This window comes from Flavobacteriales bacterium, assembly GCA_029248105.1.
In the GTDB taxonomy this organism is placed as follows: domain Bacteria; phylum Bacteroidota; class Bacteroidia; order Flavobacteriales; family UBA7312; genus UBA8444.
Genome location: JAQWJZ010000043.1, coordinates 14,966 through 32,337 on the forward strand (window position 1 = coordinate 14,966; position 17,372 = coordinate 32,337).

The following is a 17,372-nucleotide window of genomic DNA, read 5'->3' on the forward strand; positions in this document are numbered from 1 at the left end:
ATGAGCAAAAGAGATTATTACGAAGTACTTGGTGTAAGCAAATCAGCTAGCGAAAGTGAAATTAAAAAAGCCTATCGTAAGATGGCTATTAAATATCATCCTGATAAAAACCCTGACAATAAAGAGGCTGAAGAAAAATTTAAAGAAGCAGCAGAGGCTTATGACGTCCTAAGTAATGCCGAGAAAAAGCAACGTTACGATCAATTTGGCCATGCAGGAATGGGCAATAGAGGCGGCTTTGGTGGAGGTGGCGGAATGAATATGGACGACATATTCTCTCAATTTGGCGACATTTTCGGTGGCGGAGGCGGAAGCCCATTTGACAGTTTCTTCGGCGGTGGCAGTAGAGGTGGAACAAGAAGACACAAAGGCTCTAATCTAAGAATAAAACTTAAACTTAATTTAGAAGAGGTTGCTAACGGTGTTGATAAAAAAATAAAAGTTAAAAAATTAGTTCAAGCTGAAGGAGTAACATACAACACATGCAGTAATTGCAACGGAACAGGACAAGTTACTCGAGTAACAAATACCATTCTAGGGCAAATGCAAACTGCTCAAGCCTGTCCTTCATGTGGTGGACTAGGAAAAACTATAGACAAAAGGCCAAGTGGCACAGATGCCAATGGCATGACACAAAAAGAAGAAGTCATAAGCATCAACATCCCTGCTGGTGTAGAAGATGGCATGCAGCTAAAAGTAAGCGGTAAAGGAAACGCAGCACCATTTGACGGATATGCTGGAGATTTAATAGTACTCATAGAGGTAGAAGAACATAAAGACCTCAAAAGAGAAAATAACAATCTTCACTACGATTGTTATATTAGCCTTGTAGATGCCGTTCTTGGCAATGATGTTGTTATTCCTACCATTTCAGGCAAAGCAAAAATCAAAATTGAAGAAGGCACTCAAAGTGGCAAAATACTAAGGTTAAAAAACAAGGGATTGCCATCTCTAAATGGTTATGGTAAAGGCGACCTGTTAGTCCATATAAATGTGTGGACACCACAAAAACTATCCAAAGAAGAACAAAAAATATTTAATGGATTAAAAAAATCTGAGAATTTTATCCCTAAGCCTACAGCCTCAGACAAATCATTTTTTGAGAGGGTGAAAGATATGTTCAACTAAAACAATTTGAGTCATATGGCGTTAAAGTTAAAAATGGAAAAGATTTTAATCTTAATATGTTTTATGCTTGGCGCACAGTCTTACGCTCAAGAAGTAATATCTATGTCTATAGGACAATCAATGGCTGTACCTTTAATGGGCTACAACTCAGATATGTCAAACACCCCTAAATGGAGTGAGCCTGATTTTTCACAAGCTCTCAGAGATTTGCATACAAAAACACTAAGATACCCAGGCGGTTCTAACAGCCTGTATTGGGATTGGAAAAAAGGCTGGACACTTTCATACAAACAATTAGTACCGAAACTTCAAGAAAAAAAATTCACCTATTTAGGCAAACCCATTTCTGACGAGTCAGAGTTAAGAGAGCTTACAACACAAAACAGAAAATCAAATTCGTTTTGGAGACAACTTTATCGCTACAATAAAAAAGAACATAAATACAATACCATAAATGAATTCTCTAAAGGGTTAAAAACCACACAATCTGTAGGGGTAATTACTCTTAACGTTATCACTAGTCATTTAGAAAAAGAGCTTGAGATGTTAAGAGAGGTCAAAAAAAATGGTATTGAATTAAAATATATTGAACTTGGCAATGAGGTATATGCTGAAAATTTACTTACTAAACACATCTATCCAACTGTTGATAATTACATTGACACATGCTTAAAATGGTCTGAAGCAATATGGCAAGAATTCCCTAAGGTACATATTGGCGTAGTTGGAGGCGACAAAAACAAAAGAACAAGGGAGTGGAACAAGAAACTATCTTTAGCACTTCAAGATAAATTCTCAGAAGAAAAAAAATCACAATTACATTTTATACTTCACTATTACAGTCATTTTAAACACCCTCAGTACAATTTAAACACATTAAATGGATACCAACAATTAGTTGCTTTTCCAAAAATGGATTTAGATTTTAAACTTAAAAATTGGAGGTGGAATACAACACAACCTTTTTCTACTTGGGTAACAGAGTTTAATATGCTAGAACAACAGCCCTACACCATCAACAACAAATGGGCACATGGTCTTTTAGTGTCTAGTCAGATTGATCAATTACTCAAAAAAACCCAAGCAGAAATGTTCCATTTTCATAGTATAGGAGCAGACAAATATCCAGTATTTGCAGCCTTACAACTCATGAATAAAGACGACACTTACCTAAAACCAACGGCAAGTGGAATTGTAACATCGTTATGGAATAAACTAACGCAAAATGCTGAGCATTTTTATCAAATTAAAATAATAACAAAACCTTGGATTCTTAGCTATGAGAAAAAAAATAAAGACAATCCCAATAACTTAAGAGAAGAAAAAAGCATTACATTTACACCAATACACGCATACATTAGCTATGAAAAAGATAAAGTAAAACTTCTCATTGTCAATTTATCTGAAAAGACTTTAGTTACAGATTTAAATTCGGTTATGGCAGAGAGTAAGATGACACAATACTATGCAAAACCTAATGAAACAAAAGCGAAAGTCAAAAACCAAACAGTAAATAATAAAGTTGAATTACTCCCCTACTCCATCAGTCTATTTGAAAAATGAATGTATTAGAAATACAAAACGTAAGTAAAGAGTACGGTAATAAGAAAGCTCTAAATTCTGTTTCGATAGAAGTCAAAGAAGGTAGAATATTTGGGCTTCTCGGACCCAATGGTGCAGGCAAGACAACTCTTATAAGAATTATAAATCAAATAACAGCACCAGACAAAGGAGAAATACTGTTTAGTGGTGAAAAATTCAAAAGAAAACATATTCAAAATATTGGATATTTGCCTGAAGAAAGAGGACTATACAAAAGCATGAAAGTAGGTGAACAATGCCTTTATTTAGCTCAGCTTAAAGGACTACCTAAAAATGAAGCCAAGCAAACAATTCATCATTGGTTCAAAAAATTAAATATGATGGGTTGGTTAAACAAGAAAGTTGAAGAACTCTCCAAGGGAATGGCTCAGAAAGTGCAATTTGTAAGCACCGTAATACACCAACCTAAACTCATTATTCTTGACGAACCATTTACAGGCTTTGACCCTATAAATAGCGAAATAATTAAAAATGAAATTATTGCTTTAAAAGAGAATGGAAGCACCATAATTCTATCAACACATAGAATGGAGTCTGTTGAAGAATTGTGTGACGATATAGCTTTGGTTAATAGTGGTGAATGCATTCTAAATGGCACCGTTGAAGAAATAAAACAAAATTTCAAAGAACATATTTTTGAAGTTAAATACAAAGGCCAATTGAAAGGTAATATTCAATATTTTGAAACGCTATCATCAAGCGAAGGCTATGCTGTTTTCAAAGCTCAAGACAAAGAATATACACATACACTTATCAAGCAATTAGTAGAGCAAGTTGATGTCATCAGTTTCAATGAAAAATTACCAACTATAAATGATGTATTCATTCAATCTATAAGCAATGAATAAACTACTTTTAATAATACAAAGAGAGTACTTATCCAAAGTAAGAAAGAAGAGTTTCATCATTATGACTCTGCTTACTCCTTTATTTATGATTGGGATATTTGTCATACCTACTTTATTGGCGATGAATAGTGACGACAAATCAACTGTTGCAGTTATAGACGAAAACAATTTCGCCGACTTAAAGTTTGTTTCTTCAAATAGTATAGAATACGTTGACTTGAACCAACTAGACTTTGAGCAAAACAAATCATCTTTAATTGAGGTTTACAACTTTTTACTACACATTCCAAAGGTAGATTCTCTATCTCAAGTTGAAAATAATATAGATATCTACTCAGAAAATCAAATGAGCTTGTCTATTAAGCAAATTATTGAAAGTCATATCGACAAACAGCTGACCAATATTTACTTGAAAAGGAAAGGAATTGACCTCAACAAAATCAAAAATTCAGAAAGCAATACTTCTCTGAGAACCTTTATTGTAGGCGAAAATGGAGAGAATACTAAAGGAAATTCTGAGGCTAGTTTTGGCATTGGCTTAATAGGTGGATTTTTAATCTATATTTTTATTTTCATGTACGGAACTATGGTTATGCGAAGTGTCATAGAAGAAAAAACAAACCGGATAGTTGAAATAGTTATATCATCAGTCAAACCCTTTGAACTAATGCTTGGAAAAATTATTAGTGTAGCGTTAGTGGGCTTAAGCCAATTTGCTATGTGGATAATTTTAGGGTTTGTATTTATATTGATCGCCAATGGCTTTCTTTCAACAGAAATAGATATCACCTCTTTGAATGCCCATGAGGGCACATTACAATCAGACATAAATGATTCACTAATGGCTCTACCGTTAAAATCATTACTCACAACATTTATTATTTATTTCTTAGGGGGGTATTTACTATACGGTTCATTATTTGCAGCAATTGGCGCTGCATCCGATCAGGAAACCGACAGTCAGCAATTTATTGTTCCCATTACCATTCCATTAATTTTATCTTTTATTCTTGTTCAAATAGTTATTGACAACCCGCATGGTGGCTTGGCATATTGGCTATCCATGATACCTTTTACTTCTCCCATAATAATGATAGCAAGAGTTCCATTTGGAGTACCACTTCATGAACTTATACTTTCTATAAGTTTATTAATTCTCGGTTTTTTATTCACCACATGGTTAGCTGGAAAAATCTATAGAGTAGGCATTCTTATGTATGGTAAAAAAGCTAGCTACAAAGAATTATGGAAATGGATAAAATATAAAGATTAAACTATGCAAGTAGCCATTATCGATTTAGGCACCAATACATTCAATTTACTCATTTGTAATAAGGTAGATGGAATTTTTAATACTGTTTTTAAAACTAAAATTGCAGTAAAACTTGGTGAAGGCGGGATTGACAAAAGCATCATTGCAAAAGCACCCTACCAAAGAGGTATTGAAGCACTGAAAGCCCACTTAAAGACAATCCGTGAATATGAAGTGGATAATGTTCGTGCATTCGCTACATCTGCAATTCGTTCATCAAAAAATGGACCTGATTTTGTTCAAGAAGTTTACGACAAGCTAGCTTTAAAAATTGAGATAATTGATGGAGATAAAGAAGCTGAATTAATTTACCAAGGGGTAAAAAAAGCAATTGATTTTAGTTCAGACAACAAGCTCATAATGGATATTGGGGGCGGAAGCACTGAGTTTATCATTGCCAACTCTGAAGGTATAAAATGGAAAAAAAGCTACAAACTAGGTGTATCAAGACTTAAAGAAATATTTAAACCTAAAGACCCTATTACTAGTGAAGAAATAAAAGCCATTGAATCACATTTAAAAGTAGAATTACTCGATTTGACCGAAAACCTAAAAAAACACCCCTGCAATACACTTGTAGGATCGTCTGGCTCTTTTGATACATTAGTAGAAATGATAAGACATCATTTTGATAATCTTAAAGAAAATAAGCAAAGTCCGTCAAGTAAAATTAGCATGGATGAATACGATTGGGCTCAATCCTATTTGATTAAGAGCACATTATCTGAAAGGCTAAACACCAAAGGCATTATTAAAATGCGTGCAGATATGATAGTTATTTCAGCTATCTTCATCAACTATATCCTAAGAGAATTCGAAATAAATAAGATTATACAATCTAAATATGCACTTAAAGAAGGTGCTATGAACGTCTATTTTTAAAGATAATCCTTTGCTTTTTCTAGCACAACAGGAATGCCAGAAGCATCTTTACCTCCAGCAGTAGCAAAAAATGCTTGACCACCACCTCCACCTTTTATTTCTTTAGACAACTCTCTAACCATATTACCTGCGTGTAAATCTTTGGACTGAGATAATTTTTCAGAAAGAGCAATGGTGAGGGTTACTTTACCGTCAACTTGTGATGCTAATACAAGCAGAAGGTTGTCATTGGACTTGGTAAGTTCGAAAGCCAAATTCTTTATCGCTTTAGCATCTAAGTCAACTGATTTAGCAATGAAACGAACGCCATTTACCTCTTCAGCTTCTTTTAACAAATCATTTTTCAAATCGCCCGCCTTAGCAGAATTAAGTTGAGATATCTTTTTATTAAGCTGTTGGTTTTCTTCTATTAACTGACCAACTGACTTCAATACATCCTGTGTCTTTAGCAAAGACCCCAACTGATTGATAGCACTAAGTTTATCCTCATAAAAAGCAATGGCTTTATCTGCAGATATGGCCTCTACTCTTCTAACTCCTGAAGCTACAGCACTTTCCGAAACAATTTTAAAAAGCCCAATATTTGCTGTCGATGGAACATGAATACCACCACAATGTTCTGCAGAAGTTCCAAATTTAATTACACGTACTACATCGCCATATTTTTCTCCAAAAAGAGCCATAGCACCCATTTCTTGAGCTTTTTCAATGGGCAAATTTCGATGTTCTTCAAGCAATAAATTCTGGCGTATTTTATAATTCACTTTATCCTCTACAAGCTTGATCTCCTGCGACGAAACTTTAGAAAAGTGTGAAAAATCGAAACGTAAATAATCAGCGTTAACTAGTGAGCCTTTTTGAGAAACATGTTCACCAAGTACTTCTCTAAGCGATTCATGTAAAAGGTGAGTTGCTGTATGATTGTTAGCAGTACTATTTCTTTTTTCTAAATCAACTTTAGCTAAAAAACTAGCTGAAAGATTAGCTGGTAATTGATTGCTAAAATGTACAATTAGGTTGTTTTCTTTTTTAGTGTCTAGAATCTGAATTGTTTCATTTTCGTTCGATAAAGTTCCTGTATCGCCTACCTGTCCGCCTCCTTCAGCATAAAAAGGCGTAAGATTGAATACTAATTGGTAAAACTCCTCTCCCTTTTGTTTAACTTTTCTATATCTTACAATTTTAACTTTAGAATCCGTTTGGTCATAACCGACAAATTCTTCCACCTCATCGTCGTAAATCACTACCCAATCTTCTGTTTCTAAAGATGAAGCTTGTCGAGAACGGTTTTTTTGTTCCTCTAAAAACAAATTAAATTCATCAATACTTACTGCATACCCTTTTTCTTGAGCCAACAACTGAGTTAGGTCAATAGGGAAACCATAGGTGTCGTATAATTCAAAAGCATCTTTTCCAGAAACTATATTATTTTCTATAATAAGACTATCAAACCTTGCAATACCTTTATCCAGAGTCTTTAAAAATGAGTTCTCTTCCTCTTGAATAACTTTTTTAATAAGCTCAAATTGTGAATTTAATTCCTCGAACTGCTCACCCATATTTTGAACTAATATATCAACAAGCTGATACATGAAAGGCTCCTTAGCATCTAAAAAAGTAAACGCATAACGAACTGCTCTTCTCAATATTCTTCTAATAACATAACCAGCGCCTGTATTTGATGGCAATTGACCGTCGGCAATAGAAAAAGAAACAGCTCTTAGATGATCTGCAATGACTCGCATTGCTATATCGTCTTTTTCATCATCACCATATACTTTATTAGAAAGCAAGGCAATTTGTTGTATCAATGGTTGAAAAACATCCGTATCGTAATTGGATTGAACACCTTGTAAAACCATACATAAACGTTCAAAACCCATACCAGTATCAACATGTGTCTGAGGTAATTTTTCAAGACTACCATCGGCTTTACGATTGTACTGCATAAACACTAAGTTCCACACTTCAATAACTTGCGGATGATCAGCATTAACTAAGGTTTTACCGTCTACATTTTTACGGTCTTCATCTGAACGGATATCTACATGTATCTCTGAACAAGGACCACATGGACCAACGTCGCCCATTTCCCAAAAATTATCCTTTTTATCTCCATCAATAATACGGTCAGAATCAATCAATTTAGACCATATATTAAAGGCTTCTTCGTCTTTCTTGAGCTTATCTTCACTACTACCTTCAAAAACAGAAACATATAATCTATCCTTATCAATCTGATAAACATCGGTTAGCAATTCCCAAGCCCACTCGATAGCTTCTTTTTTAAAATAGTCGCCAAAAGACCAGTTACCAAGCATTTCAAACATAGTATGGTGATAGGTATCGTAACCAACTTCTTCCAAGTCGTTATGTTTTCCAGATACCCTCAAACATTTTTGTGTACCGCATACTCTAGGGTAATTAGGTATTGTGTTTCCTAAGAAATAATCTTTAAATTGATTCATCCCTGCGTTGGTAAACATAAGGGTTGGGTCATCCTTCACAACCATAGGAGCTGAAGATACTGTATGATGGTTTTTACTTTCAAAAAAGTCTAAAAACTGTTGACGGATAGCTATCGATTTCATTTATTTCTATTTCAAATTCACACCCCCTTGTTAACAATAACCAGCGAGTAACCGTTTAATTTCTGCGAATTAACTATTTTTGTGACAAATTTAGCCAAAATACCTTATGAAAAAGGCAAAGTATTTTTACGATAAAAAAACCCTTTCATTCAAGAGAATTGAAAAAACGTGGAAAACAAGAATTAAAAATATCCTCGTTTTTTTATCAGCCAGCAGCTTTTTTGGTTTATTAATGCTAATTGCTGCATTCAACTTTTTCGACAGTCCAAAAGAAAAAATGTTGAAAAGAGAATTAGACAAGTTAAAACTCGAGTATGAGTTAATGGACAAAAACCTTATTCAACTTTCTGCTGTTTTAGAAAATATTAAAGACAGAGACGATAACATTTACCGTGTAATCTTTGAAGCTGACCCTATTCCGAACTCTATTCGTAAAGCAGGTATTGGAGGTGTAAATCGCTACAAAGAATTAGAAGGCTACGACAATTCAGACTTGTTAGTTTCTACTTCCAAAAAAATTGATCAGATTTCTAAACAACTATACATTCAGTCTAAATCGTTTGATGAAGTTATAGAAATGGCTCTCAAAAAATCAGATATGATGGCTTCCATCCCCGCAATTCAACCCGTCAAAAATAAAGAGTTAAAACGAATAGCTTCAGGTTATGGCAGAAGAATAGATCCTTACTACAAAAAACCTAAGTTTCACTATGGTGTTGATTTTTCAGCACCTAAAGGAACCCCTATCTATGCTACTGGCGATGGTACTATTTCTAAAGTAAAGAAAAGTAGAAGAGGTTTTGGTAACCACGTTGTTATCAATCATGGCTATGGCTACGAATCACTATATGCTCACATGAGCAAATATACTGTTAGGAGAGGGCAGAAAATCAAAAGAGGTGATGTAATTGGTTATGTTGGTAGCACTGGTAAATCTACTGCTCCACACCTTCATTATGAAGTTCATAAAGACGGAAAGAAAATTAATCCTGCTTATTATTTTCACAACGACTTATCTCCTGAAGAGTTTGACAGAATGCTAGAACTTTCTTCACAAGAAAATCAATCCTTCGACTAATGCCGTACAAAGAAAAACCAATAGAAAAATTATATTACTCCATTGGCGAAGTGGCAAAAACTCTAAATGTAAATGTTTCCTTAATTCGATTTTGGGAAAAAGAATTTGACATTTTACAGCCAAAGAAAAACAAAAAAGGAAATAGAATGTTTACAACAGCAGATTTTGAAAATCTGAAGTTGATATTTCATCTAGTCAAGGAAAGAGGCTTCACTCTTGAAGGCGCAAAAAATAAACTCAAAGAAAATAAAGAAGATACTATCAATAATTTCGAAATTATTTCTAGGCTAAAAGAAATAAGAAGTTTCTTAGTAGAACTAAAAGAAGGGCTTTAGATTATATCTAAATTTGTAGTAGGTATTCCTTTTCTCTCAAAAAGATAACGAACAGATTGCCTCCCCTTTTCTCCTAAATCTAAAGAATAGGCATTAACATAAAGTTGAATATGACTATTCATAACCTCCACATCCATTTCTTGGGCATGTTGTTTGACATAGTCTTGAGATTCCTCAGGGTTCTGAAAAGCAAATTCAACAGAACGTTTTAACACACGTTGAATTTTTTTGTGAACAGAAACTTCTAGTCGCTTAGAAGCTACAATTCCACCCAAAGGAATAGGCAATTGGGTTTGTTCTTCCCAATACTCTCCTAAGTCCATTATTTTTTCCAAACCCTTGTCTTGGTAGGTAAAACGATTTTCGTGTATGATAACTCCAGCATCAACATCACCATTCAAAACAGCTTCTTCTATTTCAGAAAACAGCAATTCTTTGGTATTGGTATTATTGGGATATGCTAATGAAAATAAACTGTTTGCGGTAGTGTATTTGCCAGGGATAGCTACAAGTGATTGGGCATTAAATGAATCTAATTTATTTTGTTTAACAATCAGTAGAGGCCCGCATTTCTCACCTAAAGCTGAGCCAGAACTTAATAAGGCATATTCCTTATAAACATTCAAAAACGCATTAAACGACAGTTTTGTTACGTCTATATCGTGATTTAAAGCCATTTTATTGAGTGCCTCTACATCATGTAATTGAACTTCAAAATCCAAACCTTCAGTATCCACTTTATGATGAACCATAGCGTCAAAAATAAAGGTGTCGTTTGGACAAGGTGAATAAGCTAAACTTAATTTCATAGGGAAGATAAAAAATGATGTAACTCTATATTCAAACGCTCTACTGCTTTTTCAACATTCCAATTGGACTTATTTCTTTTCTCTACATAATTAGAGATAGAACGAATTTGAACACAAGGAACATTGGCTTCATGACAAGCTAACATACAAGCAGCTCCTTCCATACTTTCTATTTGTGGGTTAAGCCTATGAACAATCTTCATTATGGAGAGATCATCACCGTGAACTGTATTAACGGTAATACCCCTTACTGCCTCTAAATGGGTTCTGCTAGGCATTTGAACCTTGTATTGCATTTCAAGATTCATCTCTTCAGGTGTTAAAAAACGATTTCCATCTTGAGCACCTAACTCAGATAAAAAATCTTCACTGACTTCCACAACATCGCCAATATTCAACGATCTATTGAAAGAACCGGCAATACCTGCATTTATAACTAAATCGTAGGGTTTAGATTGTAGTGCTTTGCTAACAGCAATAGCAGTAGACACCATACCTATACCTCCGACAAGATGATTGTCGCAAGCGATGGTAAGCTCTTCTTTTGTAGCCGTAACAATTAATACATTCATAGTACAAAGATACCAATTCCTTTGTGTAAAAGGTCGTATATTTGCCATTCTCAAATGAAAAATAATGATTTACCTAACTAGAAGAGAACGATTTAATGCCGCCCACATGCTATGGAATGAAAATTGGGACGAGCAAAAGAACATTGAAGTTTTTGGAAAGTGTGCTAATAGAAATTGGCATGGGCATAACTTTGAATTGTTTGTCACAGTAAAAGGTGAAGTTAAACAAGATACAGGTTTTGTAATTAACCTTAAAGATTTAGCGAAAATTGTTAACGATAAAGTCATTGATAAATTAGATCATAAAAACCTAAACCTAGATGTGGATTTTATGAAAGGCAAAATGGCATCTACTGAGGTTTTAGCTATTGCTATCTGGGAAGAATTAGATACAGACATTACTAATTTAGGTGCCACATTACATAGTATTAAAGTACAAGAGACAGAAAATAATTTTGTTGAATATTTTGGAAAATAAGATATGACCGCTTACAAAAAAGAAGAACATTATAACACTGAAAATATAGACTCTTTAAAGGGGCATTACTCTAAAGTATTGGAATTGATAGGTGAAGACCCTTCTAGAGAAGGTTTGTTAAAAACACCTGAAAGAGTAGCCAAAGCAATGCAATTCCTTACTCAAGGATATGACGTTGAAGCCACAGGTATATTAAAATCTGCTATGTTTTCTGAAGATTACAGCCAAATGGTTCTTGTTAAAGAAATTGAATTTTATTCCTTGTGTGAACACCATCTATTACCCTTTTTTGGAAAAGCACACATTGCATATATTCCTAACGGGCATATTGTAGGCCTAAGCAAATTACCTCGAGTTGTCGATGCATTTTCTAGAAGACTACAAGTTCAGGAAAGGCTGACAAACGAGATAAGAGATTGTATCCAAAACACATTAAAACCAAAAGGGGTTGCTGTTGTTATGGAAGCTCGTCATTTGTGTATGCAGATGAGAGGAGTAGAAAAACAAAGCTCTTTAACCACTACATCGGCTTTTTCTGGTGCTTTTCTAGAAAGTGAGAAAACCAGATTAGAGTTCATGAATTTAATACGATAAACAACTATTATGAAAGCATACGTTTTCCCTGGTCAAGGGGCACAATTTCCAGGAATGGGCAAGGATCTATACGATAATTCCGGCTTAGCTAAAAACTTATTCGAAAAAGCCAATGATATTCTAGGCTTTAGAATTACAGATATTATGTTTGAAGGTGAAAAGGAAGAACTTACCCAAACAAAAGTTACTCAACCCGCCATATTTCTGCACTCGGTTATACTTGCAAAAGTATTGGGTGATAAGTTCAATGCCGATATGGTCGCAGGACATTCTCTAGGCGAGTTTTCAGCCCTTGTTGCTGCCAACTATATGAATTTTGAAGATGGATTAAACCTCGTTTACAAACGTGCCTTAGCAATGCAAAAAGCATGTGAACAAAACCCATCAACTATGGCCGCTATTTTAGGGCTCGAGGATAGTGTTGTAGAAGAGCTTTGCAAAACAATTGATGGAGTGGTGGTTCCTGCAAATTACAACTGCCCCGGTCAGCTCGTTATTTCTGGAAGCAACGAGGCAATAGCCGAAGCCTGTCAAAAATTAACTGAGGCTGGTGCTAGAAGAGCTTTACAACTGCCAGTAGGTGGAGCATTTCATTCACCCCTAATGGAACCCGCACAAATTGAACTAGCTGAAGCCATAGAAAACACCCCTTTCAAGAAGGGTGACTGTCCTATTTATCAAAATGTAACAGCCCAAGCTGAAACTAACCCAAGCGAAATAAAAAGTAATTTGATAAAGCAATTAACCGCATCCGTCAGATGGACTCAAACCATGAAACAAATGCAAAATGATGGCTTAATATCTGTTACCGAAGTTGGACCTGGAAAAGTATTGCAAGGTTTATTCAAAAAAATGGATAGAGCTTTAGAAACAGAAAGTGCTCAAATACTATAAAGTGTGATTTTTTAAGGTGCCACTTTCCACCAACTTGTGCCAATACTTGTTAGTGAAACACTTAGAATATAGACTCGCCTGATGCAAATTATGGCAATCGGTGCCCACATAATCAACCATGTTATTGTCGATTAGTTTTTCTGCCATTAGCCTAACCGGTTTGCCATAAAAGCCTAATAAAGAAAGTAAGTTTATCTGTAAGCTTAATGAACGTGTTTTATAGGTTTTTAAATCCTCGAAACTCATAAAACCATATCTCTCTGGATGAGCTAAAATAATTTTATATCCAGCTAATTGTAATTTGAAAATAGTTTCCCCAAAATTCGGTGGAGCTGAAATGAAAGACGTTTCTATTAGAATTTGATTATCGCCCATTGTAAGGAATTTCTCGCCAGCATCTACTTTAGACTCAAAGTCAAAATCAATGTAATATTCTGCTGCTGCAGAAACCTCAACATCAACAGATTGTTTTTTTAACTCGCCTTGCAAATCTTTCAATCCTCCAAGAATAATATCAGGAGTATTTCTATAAAAATCGTGCATGACATGAGGCGTAGTAATGACTTTCTTAAAGCCTAAAGAATGTATTTTCTTTACAAGTTCGACAGAAGTTTCTAAATCAGGAGATCCATCATCTATACCCGCTATCATATGAGAGTGCATATCACAACCCAAAGACTCAAAGGTTATAGGCTCGAGCGACCTTTCTTTTCGCTTAAAAAATGAGAACATTATTGATATTGCTTTTGATAATAATTTTGATACTCTCCAGAAGTAACATTATCTAGCCAATCTTGATTGTTAAGATACCAATCAATTGTTATTTCCAAACCTTCTGCAAATTGTAAAGAAGGCTCCCAACCTAACTCTTTTTTAATTTTGCTGGCATCAATAGCGTAACGCTTATCATGACCAGGCCTATCTTTAACATAGGTAATTAGCTGCTCTGAACTCCCTTTTTCTCTACCCAACTTACTATCCATGATAGAGCATAGTAGTTTTATCAAATCAATATTTGTCCATTCGTTAAAACCGCCAATATTGTAGGTATCACCCACTTTGCCATTATGGAAAATGTTATCAATAGCTCTTGCATGATCAACAACATATAACCAATCACGAGTAAACAAACCATCACCATAAACAGGTAAAGATTTGTTATTTCTTATGTTATTGATAAACAAAGGAATGAGCTTTTCTGGGAATTGATTTTCTCCGTAATTATTTGAACAATTAGAAATCATAAATGGAAGTCCGTAAGTATTACCATAAGCCCTTACGAAATGGTCAGAACTTGCTTTTGACGACGAATATGGCGACTGCGGATCGTAAGCGGTAGTTTCTAAGAAAAAGCCTTCAGATCCTAAAGACCCATATACTTCATCTGTAGAAATATGATAAAATAATTTACCATCAAAATTGTCATTCCATAAATTTTTAGCAGCGTGAAGTAAATTAAACGTTCCAATAACGTTGGTTTGTATAAACTCCAATGGATTAGTAATGGAACGATCCACATGAGATTCAGCAGCTAAGTGAATGACACCATCGAATTGGTATTGAGCAAATAATGTATTGATATAATTTGAATCTACGATATCTCCCTTTTCAAACGTATAGTTAGGTTTACCTTCAATATCCTTGAGGTTTTCTAGATTTCCTGCATAGGTCAGTTTGTCTAAATTGACAATCTGTGTTTCGGGATATTTATTTACAAATAACCTTACTACGTGAGAACCAATAAAACCTGCTCCTCCTGTAATTAAAATCGTTTTCATCACGCAAAATTTATCTTAACAAAGGTAATCAATAAATCTATCATATCTTCGTTAGTAATTGCGTTGATAATAATTAACTTAGCATAAAATTTATCAAATGAAGTTTTCATCTCTTTTCCTTTTACTGTTAATTACGGTACAGCTAAACGCACAAAGTGAAGGTAGTAAAGAAAAAATAGTTTTTATTTCTCCTTTCTATGAACTTCAATTTCCTTTTGGAGATATGAAAAACGACTATGGCATCAACTCTAGTTTAGGACTTGATGTATCACTCATTAACAGTAAAAATATATACCTATCATTGAGCGGATCATTTTTATTTGGAAGCCAAGTCAAAGACACTACTATACTAGATCATTTGATGGATGACAATTATAATATCATTGATGAAAATGGTCAAATTGCTGAAATTATACTTAGCGAAAGAGGCTTTAACACTACTTTAAAGCTAGGATACCTATATCCTATTTTACATCAAAGTTCAGGCTTACTTGCTTATGCTTCTGTTGGCTTTCATCAACACAAAACACGTATAGATGTCAAAAACTCTACTGTACCTCAGCTCGATGAGGAAAGTAAAAAGATGTATGACCAATTGACTAATGGGCTCAGCACATCTGCATTTATTGGCTATTTAAACATTAGTGATAAAAGCGGTTTGCATTTTTATGCCGGTATGGAATTAACAAGAGCTTTTTCATACAATCAAAGAAGTTATAATCATATTGTTGGAGGCCCTATTAATGATTTAAGAAACGACTCCTTCTTAGGTTTAAAATTTGGCTGGATAGTGCCTATCAAAAAGCGTTCCACCAAAGAGTATTATTATTTTTAATAGATGAATCTTGTTTACCAAATACTCATTCGTCTGTATAAAATACTCATTTTAGTTGTAAGTCCTTTTTCTAAAAAAGCCAAACAATGGGTACAAGGAAGAAAAAATTTAATAGCAAGACTTCCTAGTGGACTAAACAAAGATATCATTTGGTTTCATTGCGCTTCATTAGGCGAATATGAACAGGCTAAACCCTTAATAAACAGCATAAAATCAACTAGCAAAAAATACAATATACTACTTACTTTTTTTTCACCTTCAGGTTATTTAAACGCTGGAAAAAATAAAAATGTTGACTTCAAAAGTTATATTCCCCTTGACACACTTTCAAATGCTAATAAATTTATAGAACGAGTAAATCCTAAATGTGCCATTTTCATAAAATCTGAACTATGGCCTAACTTTTTTGACATACTAAACAAAAAATCCGTTCCTATATTCGTAGTTTCAGCCATCTTCAAAGCAGAAAACTACCTGTTTAAACCCTATGGCAAATGGCAACTAAATATACTCCGTGGCGTCACACATTTTTTTGTTCAAGACAAGAACTCCAAAACTTTATTACAAAATAATGGCATCACTCAAGTTAGCGTTAGTGGTGATAACAGATACGATAAAGTTATTGAAAACAGCTTAAACCCTCAAGAAATACCCTTAATAACATCATTTAAAGGCTCTAAATCCCTTGTAGTGGCTGGAAGTACATACAAGATAGATAGTGAAATGCTAATTAACATTAGCAAGAAAATGCAAGATGTAAAATTCATTATTGCTCCTCACAATATAGATTACGCTAATGAATTACAAAATGAAGGTCTTCTTTATAGCCAAGCCAATGAAAAAAATATAAAAGATCATTCAATCTTAATTATTGATAACATAGGAATACTTTCTCAACTATATCAATACGCTTCAGTATCTTATGTTGGAGGTGCTTTTGGAAATGGATTGCACAATATACTTGAGGCATTAGCTTTCGGATCTATTGTAATATTTGGTCCTAAATACCATAAATACAAAGAAGCAAAGGATGCTATAGAAAATGGCATTGCTAGAAGTGTAAGCAAAGAACAGGAACTTGAAAAATCTATAGAGTACTTCATTAACAACAAAACGGATAAAAAAGAGGTTTTAGCGTTTTGTGAGAAAAGAAATGGAGCTAATGAGCTAATTATAAAGCGACTAAAAGCTTCTATTTAGTCATTTTTCACACCTTTTAAATTCATTTATCGGTAAATATCCCTATTCATCCAAGTAATTTCATTGGTCGTCAAAAACCATGATGCTACATTGGAAAAAGTACCCTTTCTTTGACATAGAAAAAAACAGAGCTTACTTCCTAATCTTAATGGATTGATTTCGTAGAAAATCGGTTTATAGCAGATTATCCCTTAGACAAAAAGCACCTAGAAATAGGTGCTTTTTATATGTTTTTTTAAATGCCTAGCATCGGATTACATTTTAATTTTTAAAGCCTAGCATTAGTAAAGCGTTGCGAATTATCTTCATTAACTACTGCTAATACATAAAGCGAGATTTTTGGCTATTGTAGTGGTCACCTAACCACCGCAATAGTTTAAAGCTCTTCTTTACAAGCAAAACACTCGGATTCTTTAAAAGAAAGTAATAAAAAACC

17 protein-coding genes are annotated in these 17,372 nt (G+C 34.2%); 12 read left to right on the top strand and 5 right to left on the bottom strand.

Annotation, left to right across the window (positions count from 1 at the left end; translation table 11 throughout):
• The 5 genes from dnaJ to P8I29_07980 are packed head-to-tail and all read left to right on the top strand — an operon-like array spanning position 1 to position 5,772.
• Positions 1-1,128, top strand: a complete 1,128-nt coding sequence (gene dnaJ, locus P8I29_07960; GenBank protein ID MDG1917721.1) for a molecular chaperone DnaJ — start codon at positions 1-3, stop codon at positions 1,126-1,128.
• Positions 1,129-1,161: 33 nt separating this feature from the next.
• Positions 1,162-2,691 carry a hypothetical protein gene (locus tag P8I29_07965; GenBank protein ID MDG1917722.1) on the top strand — a complete coding sequence of 510 codons (1,530 nt, stop codon included), beginning with the start codon at positions 1,162-1,164 and terminating at the stop codon, positions 2,689-2,691.
• Positions 2,688-3,578: an ATP-binding cassette domain-containing protein gene (locus P8I29_07970; protein ID MDG1917723.1), complete on the top strand. Its 891-nt coding sequence runs from the start codon at positions 2,688-2,690 to the stop codon at positions 3,576-3,578. Before P8I29_07965 ends, P8I29_07970 begins: the two co-directional genes overlap by 4 nt.
• Positions 3,571-4,851 (top strand): ABC transporter permease, encoded by a 1,281-nt coding sequence (locus P8I29_07975; GenBank protein MDG1917724.1) that lies wholly within the window; start codon positions 3,571-3,573, stop codon positions 4,849-4,851. Before P8I29_07970 ends, P8I29_07975 begins: the two co-directional genes overlap by 8 nt.
• 3 nt (positions 4,852-4,854) lie before the next feature.
• The gene (locus P8I29_07980; protein ID MDG1917725.1) at positions 4,855-5,772 is read left to right on the top strand and encodes a hypothetical protein; all 918 of its coding nucleotides are present in this window, start codon (positions 4,855-4,857) and stop codon (positions 5,770-5,772) included.
• Here P8I29_07980 and alaS read toward each other — a convergent pair.
• Positions 5,769-8,363: an alanine--tRNA ligase gene (gene alaS, locus P8I29_07985; protein MDG1917726.1), complete on the bottom strand. Its 2,595-nt coding sequence runs from the start codon at positions 8,361-8,363 to the stop codon at positions 5,769-5,771. The two genes, P8I29_07980 and alaS, sit on opposite strands and share 4 nt — an antisense overlap.
• A 106-nt stretch (positions 8,364-8,469) precedes the next feature.
• Between alaS and P8I29_07990 the strand changes: the two genes are divergently transcribed.
• Both P8I29_07990 and P8I29_07995 read left to right on the top strand, forming a co-directional pair.
• The gene (locus P8I29_07990) at positions 8,470-9,441 is read left to right on the top strand and encodes a M23 family metallopeptidase (GenBank protein ID MDG1917727.1); all 972 of its coding nucleotides are present in this window, start codon (positions 8,470-8,472) and stop codon (positions 9,439-9,441) included.
• Positions 9,441-9,776, top strand: coding sequence for a MerR family transcriptional regulator (locus P8I29_07995; protein MDG1917728.1), 336 nt, complete (start codon positions 9,441-9,443; stop codon positions 9,774-9,776). Before P8I29_07990 ends, P8I29_07995 begins: the two co-directional genes overlap by 1 nt.
• On the opposite strand, the gene P8I29_08000 is transcribed toward P8I29_07995, so the two are convergent.
• Together P8I29_08000 and mqnB are read right to left on the bottom strand one after the other, a co-directional pair.
• Positions 9,773-10,585, bottom strand: coding sequence for a 1,4-dihydroxy-6-naphthoate synthase (locus tag P8I29_08000; protein ID MDG1917729.1), 813 nt, complete (start codon positions 10,583-10,585; stop codon positions 9,773-9,775). The two genes, P8I29_07995 and P8I29_08000, sit on opposite strands and share 4 nt — an antisense overlap.
• A complete protein-coding gene (mqnB, locus tag P8I29_08005) occupies positions 10,582-11,157 on the bottom strand; it encodes a futalosine hydrolase (protein ID MDG1917730.1) in 576 nt (191 codons plus the stop codon). The genes P8I29_08000 and mqnB overlap by 4 nt, the downstream gene beginning before the upstream one ends.
• Positions 11,158-11,221: 64 nt before the next feature.
• Between mqnB and P8I29_08010 the strand changes: the two genes are divergently transcribed.
• Genes P8I29_08010 through fabD form a run of 3 tightly spaced genes read left to right on the top strand, consistent with a single transcriptional unit; the run spans position 11,222 to position 13,123 of the window.
• Positions 11,222-11,635 carry a 6-carboxytetrahydropterin synthase gene (locus tag P8I29_08010; GenBank protein MDG1917731.1) on the top strand — a complete coding sequence of 138 codons (414 nt, stop codon included), beginning with the start codon at positions 11,222-11,224 and terminating at the stop codon, positions 11,633-11,635.
• Between the two features lie 3 nt (positions 11,636-11,638).
• The gene (folE, locus tag P8I29_08015) at positions 11,639-12,229 is read left to right on the top strand and encodes a GTP cyclohydrolase I FolE (GenBank protein ID MDG1917732.1); all 591 of its coding nucleotides are present in this window, start codon (positions 11,639-11,641) and stop codon (positions 12,227-12,229) included.
• A gap of 9 nt (positions 12,230-12,238) precedes the next feature.
• Positions 12,239-13,123 (top strand): ACP S-malonyltransferase, encoded by an 885-nt coding sequence (gene fabD, locus P8I29_08020; GenBank protein MDG1917733.1) that lies wholly within the window; start codon positions 12,239-12,241, stop codon positions 13,121-13,123.
• Here the strand turns inward: fabD and P8I29_08025 are convergent.
• Both P8I29_08025 and rfbB read right to left on the bottom strand, forming a co-directional pair.
• Positions 13,118-13,855, bottom strand: coding sequence for a histidinol phosphatase (locus P8I29_08025; protein ID MDG1917734.1), 738 nt, complete (start codon positions 13,853-13,855; stop codon positions 13,118-13,120). The two genes, fabD and P8I29_08025, sit on opposite strands and share 6 nt — an antisense overlap.
• A complete protein-coding gene (rfbB, locus tag P8I29_08030) occupies positions 13,855-14,901 on the bottom strand; it encodes a dTDP-glucose 4,6-dehydratase (GenBank protein ID MDG1917735.1) in 1,047 nt (348 codons plus the stop codon). The genes P8I29_08025 and rfbB overlap by 1 nt, the downstream gene beginning before the upstream one ends.
• 97 nt (positions 14,902-14,998) lie before the next feature.
• Here rfbB and P8I29_08035 point away from each other — a divergent pair, with 97 nt between their 5' ends.
• A complete protein-coding gene (locus P8I29_08035; GenBank protein ID MDG1917736.1) occupies positions 14,999-15,736 on the top strand; it encodes a hypothetical protein in 738 nt (245 codons plus the stop codon).
• Between the two features lie 3 nt (positions 15,737-15,739).
• Positions 15,740-16,936 (top strand): glycosyltransferase N-terminal domain-containing protein, encoded by a 1,197-nt coding sequence (locus tag P8I29_08040; GenBank protein ID MDG1917737.1) that lies wholly within the window; start codon positions 15,740-15,742, stop codon positions 16,934-16,936.
• Positions 16,937-17,372: the final 436 nt, after the last annotated feature.

Bases quoted from the DNA above. Each gene is read 5' to 3' on its own strand.
- dnaJ (MDG1917721.1), top strand. From the start codon at position 1: ATGAGCAAAAGAGATTATTACGAAGTACTTGGTGTAAGCAAATCAGCT.
- P8I29_07965 (MDG1917722.1), top strand. From the start codon at position 1,162: ATGGAAAAGATTTTAATCTTAATATGTTTTATGCTTGGCGCACAGTCT.
- P8I29_07970 (MDG1917723.1), top strand. From the start codon at position 2,688: ATGAATGTATTAGAAATACAAAACGTAAGTAAAGAGTACGGTAATAAG.
- P8I29_07975 (MDG1917724.1), top strand. From the start codon at position 3,571: ATGAATAAACTACTTTTAATAATACAAAGAGAGTACTTATCCAAAGTA.
- P8I29_07980 (MDG1917725.1), top strand. From the start codon at position 4,855: ATGCAAGTAGCCATTATCGATTTAGGCACCAATACATTCAATTTACTC.
- alaS (MDG1917726.1), bottom strand. From the start codon at position 8,363: ATGAAATCGATAGCTATCCGTCAACAGTTTTTAGACTTTTTTGAAAGT.
- P8I29_07990 (MDG1917727.1), top strand. From the start codon at position 8,470: ATGAAAAAGGCAAAGTATTTTTACGATAAAAAAACCCTTTCATTCAAG.
- P8I29_07995 (MDG1917728.1), top strand. From the start codon at position 9,441: ATGCCGTACAAAGAAAAACCAATAGAAAAATTATATTACTCCATTGGC.
- P8I29_08000 (MDG1917729.1), bottom strand. From the start codon at position 10,585: ATGAAATTAAGTTTAGCTTATTCACCTTGTCCAAACGACACCTTTATT.
- mqnB (MDG1917730.1), bottom strand. From the start codon at position 11,157: ATGAATGTATTAATTGTTACGGCTACAAAAGAAGAGCTTACCATCGCT.
- P8I29_08010 (MDG1917731.1), top strand. From the start codon at position 11,222: ATGATTTACCTAACTAGAAGAGAACGATTTAATGCCGCCCACATGCTA.
- folE (MDG1917732.1), top strand. From the start codon at position 11,639: ATGACCGCTTACAAAAAAGAAGAACATTATAACACTGAAAATATAGAC.
- fabD (MDG1917733.1), top strand. From the start codon at position 12,239: ATGAAAGCATACGTTTTCCCTGGTCAAGGGGCACAATTTCCAGGAATG.
- P8I29_08025 (MDG1917734.1), bottom strand. From the start codon at position 13,855: ATGTTCTCATTTTTTAAGCGAAAAGAAAGGTCGCTCGAGCCTATAACC.
- rfbB (MDG1917735.1), bottom strand. From the start codon at position 14,901: ATGAAAACGATTTTAATTACAGGAGGAGCAGGTTTTATTGGTTCTCAC.
- P8I29_08035 (MDG1917736.1), top strand. From the start codon at position 14,999: ATGAAGTTTTCATCTCTTTTCCTTTTACTGTTAATTACGGTACAGCTA.
- P8I29_08040 (MDG1917737.1), top strand. From the start codon at position 15,740: ATGAATCTTGTTTACCAAATACTCATTCGTCTGTATAAAATACTCATT.